We start from the raw sequence: 10,501 nt of genomic DNA on the forward strand, positions 1-10,501 counted from the left end.
GGACCATGAATTGTTGACGGCGTAGAGCGCCAGCACCGCCAGACCCATGACCCCGAGAATGACATATCGCCGCTTCATGATCCCTCCCGCGAAGGGGGCAGGCTGTCTGCCCGCAGTGTGAGAGGTCAAGCTTTCCTTCACCCCCGCTTAACCGTTTCGCAGCAATTGTTAACGGGAGAACGGCCGGGGCTGTTCAGTGCTGAGGGGCAGTCTTGCGCAATCTCGTCGCCGCTGTTGAGGCTGTGGATCCGCTGGTCGTGACCGGCAAGGTCGCGGGCGTGTCCGGCCTGCTGATCGAGGCGCGCGGGGGCATGAGTCGGCTGGCCGTGGGCGCCCGGGCCGAGATCGTGCGCCGGGGCCATCAAGGCCTGCCCGCCGAGGTGGTGGGCTTCCGCGACTCCAAGGCGTTGCTGATGCCCTACGGCCCGGTGGAGGGCGTGGCGCCCGGCGCCGACATCCGCATTCTGGACGTGGCCGCCAGCGTGCGGCCGACCACGGCCTGGCTGGGCCGCATCATCGACGCTTTCGGCGATCCCATCGACGGCAAGGGGCCCCTTCCTCCCGGCCCCGCCCCCTATCCCCTGCGCGCCGCGCCGCCGCCGGCTCATTCGCGCGGCCGGGTGGGCGAGCGGCTGGATCTGGGCGTGCGCTCCATGGACGTGTTCACCACCACCTGCCGGGGCCAGCGCCTGGGCATCTTCGCCGGCTCGGGCGTGGGCAAGTCGGTGCTGCTGTCCATGCTGGCGCGCCAGGCCACCTGCGATGTCGTGGTCGTCGGCCTGATCGGCGAACGGGGCCGGGAGGTTCGCGAGTTCATCGAGGAGACCCTGGGCGAGGAAGGGCTGAAGCGCGCCGTGGTGGTGGTCGCCACAAGCGACGAGCCCGCCCTCAAGCGCCGTCAGGCCGCCTACATGACCATGGCCGTGGCCGAATATTTCCGGGACCAGGATCTGGAGGTCCTGTGCCTGATGGACTCCGTCACCCGCTTCGCCATGGCCCAGCGCGAGATCGGCCTGGCCGCGGGCGAGCCGCCCACCACCAAGGGCTACACCCCCACGGTCTTCTCCGAACTGCCCAAGCTGCTGGAGCGCGCCGGGCCGGGCCAGATCCGGCCGGACGGCACCCAGGCGGGGCCCATCACCGCCCTGTTCACCGTGCTGGTGGACGGCGGCGACCATGACGAGCCCATCGCCGACGCCGTGCGCGGTATTCTGGACGGCCACATCGTCATGGACCGCAAGATCGCCGAGCGTGGGCGCTTCCCCGCCATCGACGTGCTGAAATCGGTCAGTCGGACGCTGCCGGACTGCCAGACCCTGCCCGAGCGCGAGCTGAACCGCCGCGCCCGCCAGTGCCTGAGCGCCTATTCGGACATGGAGGAGCTGATCCGCATCGGCGCCTACCGCGCCGGGGCCGACCCCATCGTCGACCGCTCCATCGCCCTGAACCCCGCGCTCGAGGCGTTTCTGGGGCAGGACAAGGACGAGGTGACGCGCATGGCCGACTCATTCGATCGTCTTGAAGCCATTCTGAACCAGGGCATGATCCCGCCGGAGACTGACCAATGACCAGCTGGGCCCACTCGCTGATCCGCATTTCCAACTATGAGGTGGAGACGCTGCAGAAGCGCCTCGCCGAGATCACCGCGCGGCGGGCCTCCACCGAGATGCGGCTGGCGGTGCTGGACGCCGAGGCCGAGGTGGAGCGCGAACGCAGCCGCCATGACGCCCAGGCGGGAATGCTGCTGGGCGCCTATCTGGCCGGCTGGAAGGCCCGCAAGGCCGCCGCTGAAACCGATCTGGCCGAACTGGACGCTGAGGAAGCCGGCGCCCGCGACGCCCTGACCTCCGCCTTCGAGGAGCTGAAGAAGTTCGAACAGGTGGCCGAGGCCACCCGCCTCAACCGCCTGATCGCCGCCGCGAAGCGCGAAACGGCGGCGTTCGACGAGCTGGGGCTGAGGAAGCGGGCGGGCTGACGATTCACTATGCGCCAAACCCTGACCAGCCGAACCTTTGCGGTATTTGGGATGGTGGTGGGGGCCATGGCCGGCTTTTCGATGGTTGTCGCCTGTTCCCGATCTGTGGAACCGACTGAGCGTGACCGTCACACGATCGATGAGCGTGCGCAGATCATCGTCTCGGAGCGATTGGCAGGTGGCGCTGCGGGCTCATCCTGGACCTTGATCGAACTGAAGGTCGCTGGTGATCTGGCCCGCGTTCCGATTGCCGAGTTCGACACTCTCCATCGATTGGAGATCCTTTCAACCGAAGGCCCTGCGGTTGGTCTGTGCTACGACGGAGAGCCACTGTTCTTGACCACGGCGGTAGAGTTCGCACGGGCAGACGCGGCCTACGTGTTCCAGTGGGCGCCATGTCGAACGGGCGCCGTGGCCAGCCCTGAAGATCAGTAGGTCTTGGGGCTGGCCCGCTCCTTGCACCGTCCGGCCCATGACCCAGCCCCTGTTCAGCCGTCGCGCGCTTCTGGCCTCCACCCTGGCGCTGGCCGCCTGTGACGGACGGCCTGCGGCGTCCCAAGTCGTCGAGGGACCGATCCGGCCGCTGCGGGACGTGGCGTCCTTCCCCGTCGGGGTGGCGGCCATGACGGACCATTTCCGCGATCCCCAGTGGACGGAACTGGCCTCGGCCCACTTCTCCCAGCTGACGCCCGAGTGGGAGATGAAGATGGAGTACATCCTGGGGCCGGGCGGGCGTCTGCGCTTCGCCGCGCCGGACGCCATCGCCGACTTCGCCGACCAGCACGGCATGAGCCTCTTTGGCCACGCCCTGATCTGGTACTCGCAGGGGCGGGCCTATTTCGAGGGCCTGGACGAGACCCGCTTCGCCGCCGAGCACGACCGCTACATCCGCGAGGTCATGGGCCGCTACCGGGGCCGGGTGACCGGCTGGGACGTGGTCAATGAGGCCGTGGCGGAGGACGGGAACGGACTGCGCGACTGTCACTGGTCCGCGCGCTTCGGTCAGGACGGTTACATCCGCCGGGCCTTCGAGGTGGCGGCCGAGGCGGACCCGGACGCGGTGCTGTTCATCAACGACTACAACCTGGAGCACAATCCCCGGAAAGGCTCCACCTTCCTGCGGATGGTGGAGCGGCTGCTGGGTCAGGGCGCGCCCATCGGCGGCCTGGGGACCCAGTCGCACATCGACTACGACATCGAGCCGGGCCGCACGACAGCCTTCATCAACGAAATGGCCCAGTTCGGTCTGCCCATCCATGTGTCGGAGCTGGACATGTCCATGGGCCGCTCGCGCACCGACCTGACCCGCATCGAACGCCGCCGCGAGCTGCAGACCGAGCGGGTGCGCGAGGTGGCCGAGGCCTTCATGGCCCTGCCCGAACGCCAGCGCTTCGCCTTCACCGTCTGGGGCCTGCGCGACCGCGACAGCGTGCTGCGGCGGGGCGACTGGGACGATGGCCGCGACGAGCCCCTGCTGTTCGACTGGCTGGGCCGTCCCAAGCCCATGCTCAAGGCGCTGGAACAGGCCTTCGCCGCCTGATCCCCAAAGAAAAAGGGCGGAAGGCCAAGCCTTCCGCCCAGTTCGGGGAGTGTCGTTCCCTGAGGTCTAGAAGTTGACCCGGACGCCCGCGAACAGCAGGCGGCCGAAGCGTTCGCGCTCGGTGGGACGCGAGCGGTCTCCGGCGTAGCGCACGCCTTCGGAGTCGGTCAGGTTCTTGGCCTCGAAGTACAGGTTGACCTGCTCGGTCACGTCCACATCGGCGGTGAAGTCCAGCTGTGAGCGGCCTTCCCAGTAAGTGTCCAGGCGCGGGTCGTCGTAGTTGAACTCCTGGATGAAGTCGTCGCGGTCGGTCCAGGCCAGGCGCGCATTGAAGCGGCTGGTTTCATAGAAGACCGACAGGTTCACTGTGGAGTCCGACTGGTTGGGCAGACCGACGGTGGTTCCCCGACCCGGCGCGGCGAACGGCAGGGTCATCTCGGCGTCCGTCCAGGTGTAGTTGGCCGCCACGCCGAAGCCCGACATCCAGCCCGGCAGGAAGGTGAACTGCTGCTGGTAGTTGAACTCCAGCCCGGTGATATGGCCGTCCGGGGCGTTCTCCGGCTGGGTGATGCGGGCGGGCAGGCCGGCGTAGGTTCCGTCCGAGGTCAGCTCGAACACATAGTCCTGCAGGTCGCGGTAGAACACGCCCGCCGAGACGATGCCCAGCGGTTCGAAATAGTACTCGAGGCTGGCGTCGAAATTGTTGGACAGGGTGGGGTTCAGGTCCGGGTTGCCGCGGCTGAGGTTCACCGTTTCGCCCAGGCCCCGATCGCCGCTTTCGCTGAGGCGCGGAACGTTGTCGCGATAGCGCGGACGGGCGATGCCCCGGGTGATGGAAGCGCGGCCGATCAGGTTCTCGCTGAAGGCGTAGCGCAGGGTCACATTGGGGAACACCTCGGTGTAGCTGCGCGAGGTGGAGCTGATGGTGAAGGTCTCGGTGTCCTCGTTGAACTCCGGCGCGGCGCCTTCGAACTCGGTCTGCTCGACCCGCAGGCCGACGATCAGATTGGCCCGGTCAAACTGGATACGGGTCATGCCGTAGGCAGCGTAGATGCGCTCCTCGGCTGTGTAGTCCGAGGTGGTCGAGTTGGAGATGCGGCGATAGGCCGGATCGATGGTCCGGGGCCCCTGATCGCGGAAATAGTCCAGCACCAGACCGGAGTCGTACTTGAAGCCGAGGTTGTAGTCGAAGTTGCGCGACGGCTCGTTCGACAGCAGGTCGGCGAAGCTGCGCGACGGGGCGACGCCGCCGCCGCGGGCGCGGTAGCTCTCCTCGTCGGACTCGATGTCGCGCTGGCGCACCCGGCCGCCGAACTGCCATTCGGCGGGCTGGTTGAACAGCATGCCGGGGATGGTGACGTTGGCGGCGAAGGCCGTCTCGTCCTGGGTGGTGTCTGCCCAGCGGTTTACATGTTCGCGGAAGCTGTAGTTGGCCGGGTTCAGGTGCTCCTGGCTGGTGAACAGCGACAGGGCCGGATTGTCGAAATCGCCGCTGAAATCATAGCTGAGATCATAGCTGGCGCCCGAGCGGAACAGCAGCTGCTGACGGTTGGGATAGGTCTGTTCCGCGTTGGCGACCGACAGGACGTAGTCCAGGCGGAAGCCGTCGAATTCGTGTTCGCCGCCGGCGCTGATGCTCAGGCTCTCGTCGCGCACCACGCGGTGGCGGAACTCGCGGGCGAAGCGGGCGCCGCTGAAGCTGGCCGAACGCTCGGTGGCGCCGGGCTGGATGTCGCCGTCCTCGTAGACGATGGCCAGCAGGTTGCGGAACTCGTCGTCCGTGCGCTGGGCCCAGGTTCCCCGCAGGAAGAAGCTGTGCAGGGCGTTGGGGCGATACTCCAGCGCCCCGGTCATGCTGAGGCGTTCGCGGCGGGTGTTGTAGTCCTTGAATTCCTGCTCCGGCACGCCGAGGATTTCGTTGCCGTCGGCGTCCTCGATCACGTCCCAGACGGACTCGATGTTGTCCACGCGGCGGTCAGTCTGGGCGTAGCTGGCGGACAGCAGGGCGCCGAACTGCGCCTCGGGACCGAACACGTTCGAGATGATCAGCGACGCGCGCTCGTCGTTGGTGGAGCCCATCTCGTTGTAGCCCATGCCCGCATTGCCGCTGATGCGCAGGCGCGGATTGTCGAAGGGCGAGCGGGTCACCAGGTTGATGGAGCCGGCGATGGAGTCCGCTTCCTGGTGCGGCAGCAGGGTCTTGGAGATCTCCAGCGCGCTGACCACGTCTGCGGGCAGGGCGCCCAGGTCCACCGCGCGGGTGTCGGGGCTGGACGAGGGCAGGGACACGCCGTCCACGGTGATGGAGGTGAAGGCCGCCGGGGCGCCGCGCAGGCTGACGAAATTGCCCTCGCCCTGGTCGCGCTCGACGCCGATGCCGGGCACCCGCTGCAGGGCCTCGGCGATGTTGGTGTCGGGGAAGCGGCCGATGGAGTCCGAGGACACCACATTGGTGGTGTTGTCGGCGGTGCGCTGCTGGTTCAGGGCGCGGGCCACCCCGTCGGAGATGGAGCCGACGATGACCACCTCGGCCACCTCGGTGGCCTGGGCCACCACGATGTCGGCCACGGTGGCGCCGCCGGCGCGCGCGTCCACCACACGAGTGGTGGCGGGCAGGCCCAAATAGTGGATCTCAAGGGTGGCCTGGCCCGAGGCGGTCCAGGGCACCACATAGCGACCCTGACGGTCGGTCGCCGTCTCGGCGCCGGTCTCCAGCACGATGACGCGGGCGCCGGGCAGGGAGGCGCCGTTCTGGTCGGTCACCCGGCCGGTGATGACGCTCTGGCTGGCGGAAGCGGTGTTGGCGTTCACATTGACCGCCATGGCGGGCGCGGCCGCAAGGGCGGTGAAGATGGCGAGCGCCGAAGCGCCGATGCGCAGTCCGGCGCTGAAGGTGGTTCTGGTCATTGTGTCGTGTCCCCGATGCGCCGACGAGAGAGGCCAGCGTTCGGGGGTGGGGTTAGCTTTGGCGTGTGACGGTGCGGCGCAAGTCCCGTGACGGCGAGGCGATGCTTTCGTGACGGATGTTTAAACCGCAGGAATCCCTTGATTTTTTCCGTGCCCGGACGGGATGTCACAAGCCTTCGGCCGATCCGCACGCTAAGCCTTGCGAAACATTCCCTCTTTAGGGTGCCCCGAGTTTTTCAGGGTCACCCCGATCATGTACCGAGTCCGCGGCCTGTTCGCCGTCCTGTCTGTTCTCGTGCTCATCGCCGCAGGCGGCGCGCGGGCCGAGACTTCGCCCCGCACCGCCATGGCGCTGGCCGAAGCGGTGGAGGCGCGGGCGGGGGCGACCAGTTTCGACGATCTTTACGCCTTCGGCCGTCAGGCCATGGCGCGAAACGACCGCGAGGGGCTGAACCGGCTCTATCACGTGGCGTGGATCAGCCTGAACCAGGGCGAGTTCGACCAGGCGCGGCTGTGGAACGGACGGCTGACCGAAGCGGCGCAGCGGCAGGGCGATGACCGCTATATCGCCATCGCCCATCTGAACGCCCTGACCATCCGCTATGACGAGGGCGAGACCGCGGTCATGGCGGATATGGCCCGTATCGCAGAGACGTCGGACGACTGGTTCGTCCAGGCCCACGCGGTGCGCATCCACGCCCTGGCCCTGATGGATCATGACCGCATCGGCGAGGGGCTGGAGCGTCTGGCCGAGATGGACAGCCGGATACCCGACCACCTGGCCTATTCCCGCACCGCCCACGCCGGCCTGTGGGAGATGACCGGCATGGGGCTGATGAAGCTGAACGACGTGGCCGGCGCCACCGCCGCCTTCGGCCGGTACGAGATCGACTACAACAAGCCCGACTATCCCCGTCCCGACTTCGACAGCCTCTACAATCTGGCGCGCCTGTCGACCCAGATCGGCGAGACGGAGACGGCCCACGCCCTGTACCTGGCCCATCATCGTCTGGCGCAGCGCACCGGGATGGAGGGCCTGATCGTCTATGACGCCAATCTCTGCGCCATGACGGCCGAGGCCCGCCGCGCCTGGAGGGAGGTGCTGGCGTGCCTCGAACCCTATGGCGAAAACCTGGGCGCCGCCGATTTCCTGGCCCCCCAGATGCTGCCCCGCCGGGCCATCGCCCGGGCGCGGCTGGGCATGGCCCAGGCGGCGGCGCGGGACATGGCCCGGATCGAGGCCCTGCAGGCGGCGGGCGAGTTCCGCGAGGAGGGCGTTTCGCGCGTGCCCCTCGCCCGGGCCGAGCTGCTGTTCGCCCAGGGCCGCGACGCCGAGGCCTACCGCGTCCTGCGCGACCATTTCGTGGACAATGAGGTTGCCACCGCGCGCCGCTTCAGCGCCGGCATCAATCAGGTCACCGGCGACATGCAGGCCCAGCTGGAGGAACGCCGCCGCCAGCTCGAGATGACCCAGACCAACGCCGGGCTCCAGCAGGACGTGATCCAGTCCCAGCGCTGGATCGTCGGCATCGCCATCCTGTTCCTGCTCTGCGGAGCGGGCGTCCTGATCTGGCAGCTGCGCCAGAGCCGGCATTTGCGGGAGTCCCGCCTCAGGGCCCACCAGGCCAACGACGCCAAGTCCGCCTTCCTGGCCAATATGAGCCACGAGATCAGGACGCCGCTGAACGGGGTCGTGGCCATGGCCGACGCCCTGGCGCGGGCGGACCTGACCCCGCGCGAGCACGAGATGGCCGAGGTCATCCGCTCCTCCGGCAAGACCCTGGAGCGCCTGCTGTCCGACATCCTCGACAGCGCCAAGATCGAGTCCGGCCAGATCACTGTGGAGCGGGCGCCGTTCCATCTGGGCGAGGCGGTGCACGACATCACCACCCTGTGGGGGCTGCGCGCCGAGGAGAAGGACGTGCTGCTGACCGCGCACATCGATCCGGCTGTGGACCGGGTGGTGAACGGCGACGCGGTGCGGGTGCGCCAGATCCTGGCCAATCTGGTCTCCAACGCCCTGAAGTTCACCAGCCAGGGCCAGATCACCCTGACGGTGGAGCCCGGCGAGGGCGACTGCGTGCGGTTCTCGGTCAGGGACACCGGCATCGGCTTCGACGCGGAGCAGAAGGCGCGCATCTTCGGCCGCTTCCAGCAGGCTGACGGCTCCATCACCCGCCGCTTCGGCGGCACCGGCCTGGGCCTCGCCATCTCCCGCGATCTGGCCCGGCTGATGGGCGGGACCCTGGACTGCGACAGCACGCCGGGCGCGGGCTCCACCTTCTGGTTCGCGATCCCCCTGCCGCCCGCGCAGGCCGAGGTTCAGTCGGCCGCCCCGGTGGACCGCGCCGACCTGACGGCCATGCCGCTGAGGGTGTTGCTGGCCGACGACCATCCCGCCAACCGCAAGGTGATCGAGGTGATGCTGTCCCACACGGCCATGACGCTGACCGCGGTCGAGGACGGCGCCGAGGCGGTGCGGGCCTGGGGCGAGGCGGACTGGGACCTGATCCTGATGGACATGCAGATGCCGGTCATGGACGGCCTGACCGCCACCCGCGAAATCCGCACCCTCGAGATCGAGCGCGCCCGTCCGCGCACGCCCATCCTGATGCTGACCGCCAACGCCCTGGCCGAGCATGTCCAGGCCGGGCGCGAGGCGGGCGCCGACGGCCATCTGGCCAAACCCATCACCCTCGCAGGGCTGTTCGAGGCCATGGGCGAAGCCTTGGCCGGGCACGACCAGGCGCGACAAACCCAAGCGGTTTAACGGCTTGACCTCAATGCGTCAAAATCGGACGCGTCTGCGAAAAAGAACATATTGCGAACGAGAACAAACCATGCACATACTCCGTCAGTCGCAAGGGCGGGTCGGTAGCGGGCCTCTTCCGGAACGACATCTGGGGAATCGTGGCAAAGGGACCGAAAGAAATGGCGCAGGCGGCATTGAAACTCGTGGGCAAGGAAGACGGCGACAAGGCCAAGGCGCTGGAAGCGGCGCTGGCCCAGATCGATCGGGCGTTCGGCAAGGGCTCGGTGATGAAGCTCGGCAAGGGCGGGGTAGTGGCGGAGATCGCCAGCGTCTCGACCGGCTCGCTGGGCCTGGACATGGCGCTGGGGATCGGCGGCCTGCCCTACGGGCGGGTGATCGAGATCTTCGGCCCTGAATCCTCGGGCAAGACGACCCTGGCCCTGCACACCGTGGCCGAGATCCAGAAGGCGGGCGGCACCGCGGCCTTCGTGGACGCCGAGCACGCCCTGGACCCCAGCTACGCCCAGAAGCTGGGCGTCAATCTGGACGACCTGCTGGTCAGCCAGCCGGACAACGGCGAACAGGCGCTGGAGATCACCGACACCCTGGTGCGGTCGGGCGCCGTGGACATCGTGGTGGTGGACTCCGTCGCCGCCCTCACCCCCCGCGCCGAGATCGAGGGCGAGATGGGCGACAGCCTGCCGGGCCTTCAGGCGCGCCTGATGAGCCAGGCGCTGCGCAAGCTGACCGCCTCCATCTCGCGCACCAACTGCATCGTCGTCTTCATCAACCAGATCCGGCACAAGATCGGGGTGATGTACGGCTCCCCCGAGACCACCACCGGCGGCAACGCCCTGAAATTCTATGCCTCGGTGCGCCTGGACATCCGCCGCACCGGCGCCATCAAGAACCGCGACGAGGTGGTGGGCAACACCACCCGCGTGAAGGTGGTCAAGAACAAGGTGGCCCCGCCGTTCCGCGAGGTGATCTTCGACATCATGTACGGCGAGGGCATCTCCAAGATCGGCGAGATCATCGACCTGGGCGTCAAGGCCGAGGTGATCGAGAAGTCCGGCTCATGGTTCAGCTATGACAGCCAGCGCATCGGCCAGGGCCGCGAGAACGTGCGCGAGTTCCTGAAGCAGAACCCCGACATCGCCGCCTCCATCGAAAAGGCCGTCCGCGCCCACGCCGGCCAGATCGCCGAGGAGATGCTGGGCGCCCCTGAGCCCGAGGAAGGCCAGGACGACTGATCCCTTCTCCCGATGGGAGAAGGGGGCCCCGCGCACCGGACCGTGCAGCGATCCGGTTCTGGCGCGGGGGTGGA

Annotated in this window: 7 protein-coding genes; 6 read left to right on the forward strand and 1 reads right to left on the reverse strand. The window is 68.0% G+C overall.

Annotated elements, in window-relative coordinates:
* Positions 1-212 precede the first annotated feature (212 nt).
* From fliI to C0461_RS11400, 4 genes are read left to right on the forward strand one after another with little or no spacing between them, the layout of a single operon-like run.
* A complete protein-coding gene (gene fliI, locus C0461_RS11385) occupies positions 213-1,568 on the forward strand; it encodes a flagellar protein export ATPase FliI (RefSeq protein WP_292107004.1) in 1,356 nt (451 codons plus the stop codon).
* A complete protein-coding gene (locus C0461_RS11390) occupies positions 1,565-1,975 on the forward strand; it encodes a flagellar export protein FliJ (protein ID WP_292107005.1) in 411 nt (136 codons plus the stop codon). The genes fliI and C0461_RS11390 overlap by 4 nt, the downstream gene beginning before the upstream one ends.
* Positions 1,976-1,984: 9 nt before the next feature.
* Entirely contained in the window at positions 1,985-2,410 is a 426-nt protein-coding gene (locus tag C0461_RS11395) for a hypothetical protein (protein WP_292107007.1), read from the forward strand.
* 37 nt (positions 2,411-2,447) lie between these two features.
* Positions 2,448-3,515 (forward strand): endo-1,4-beta-xylanase, encoded by a 1,068-nt coding sequence (locus C0461_RS11400; RefSeq protein ID WP_292107009.1) that lies wholly within the window; start codon positions 2,448-2,450, stop codon positions 3,513-3,515.
* Between the two features lie 66 nt (positions 3,516-3,581).
* Here C0461_RS11400 and C0461_RS11405 read toward each other — a convergent pair whose 3' ends face one another.
* Positions 3,582-6,422: a TonB-dependent receptor gene (locus tag C0461_RS11405; RefSeq protein WP_292107010.1), complete on the reverse strand. Its 2,841-nt coding sequence runs from the start codon at positions 6,420-6,422 to the stop codon at positions 3,582-3,584.
* 253 nt (positions 6,423-6,675) lie between these two features.
* Here C0461_RS11405 and C0461_RS11410 point away from each other — a divergent pair, with 253 nt between their 5' ends.
* Complete coding sequence (locus C0461_RS11410; protein ID WP_292107012.1) at positions 6,676-9,192, forward strand: ATP-binding protein; 2,517 nt, start codon at positions 6,676-6,678, stop codon at positions 9,190-9,192.
* Between the two features lie 161 nt (positions 9,193-9,353).
* On the forward strand, positions 9,354-10,427 hold the full coding sequence (gene recA, locus C0461_RS11415; RefSeq protein WP_292107013.1) for a recombinase RecA: 1,074 nt from the start codon (positions 9,354-9,356) through the stop codon (positions 10,425-10,427).
* Positions 10,428-10,501: the final 74 nt, after the last annotated feature.

It is taken from the genome of Brevundimonas sp., from assembly GCF_013823285.1.
Taxonomy (GTDB): Bacteria; Pseudomonadota; Alphaproteobacteria; order Caulobacterales; family Caulobacteraceae; genus Brevundimonas.

Coding starts and splice junctions, on each gene's coding strand:
- C0461_RS11405 (WP_292107010.1), bottom strand. CDS start 6,422: ATGACCAGAACCACCTTCAGCGCCGGACTGCGCATCGGCGCTTCGGCG.
- recA (WP_292107013.1), top strand. CDS start 9,354: ATGGCGCAGGCGGCATTGAAACTCGTGGGCAAGGAAGACGGCGACAAG.
- C0461_RS11410 (WP_292107012.1), top strand. CDS start 6,676: ATGTACCGAGTCCGCGGCCTGTTCGCCGTCCTGTCTGTTCTCGTGCTC.
- C0461_RS11395 (WP_292107007.1), top strand. CDS start 1,985: ATGCGCCAAACCCTGACCAGCCGAACCTTTGCGGTATTTGGGATGGTG.
- C0461_RS11400 (WP_292107009.1), top strand. CDS start 2,448: ATGACCCAGCCCCTGTTCAGCCGTCGCGCGCTTCTGGCCTCCACCCTG.
- C0461_RS11390 (WP_292107005.1), top strand. CDS start 1,565: ATGACCAGCTGGGCCCACTCGCTGATCCGCATTTCCAACTATGAGGTG.